Source organism: Archangium violaceum Cb vi76, assembly GCF_000733295.1.
GTDB lineage: Bacteria > Myxococcota > Myxococcia > Myxococcales > Myxococcaceae > Archangium > Archangium violaceum.
Genome location: NZ_JPMI01000375.1, coordinates 1 through 214, shown reverse-complemented (window position 1 = coordinate 214; position 214 = coordinate 1). Strand labels below are relative to the sequence as shown.

Sequence of the window (214 nt, the reverse complement as noted above, 5' to 3'; positions counted from 1 at the left end):
TGAGTGTTAGTGGCGTGCGTATGGTGGTGGGAACCGCCGTCTTCAGCCCCGATGGGCAGCGGGTGGTGACGACCTATGTAGATGACACGGCGTGGGTGTGGCGAGTGGATGGGCAGGGTGAGCCGCTAGTGCTGCGCGGCCATGAGGGGCAGGTGCGGTCCGCCGTGTTCAGCCCCGACGGACAGCGGGTGGTGACGGCCTCCTGGGACAAGAC

Annotated in this window: 1 protein-coding gene; it reads left to right on the top strand. The window is 66.8% G+C overall.

Annotated elements, in window-relative coordinates:
• Window positions 1–20: 20 nt before the first annotated feature.
• Window positions 21–214 (top strand): WD40 repeat domain-containing protein (locus tag Q664_RS46150; RefSeq protein WP_043412175.1); only part of this gene is annotated, 194 nt, incomplete at its 3' end.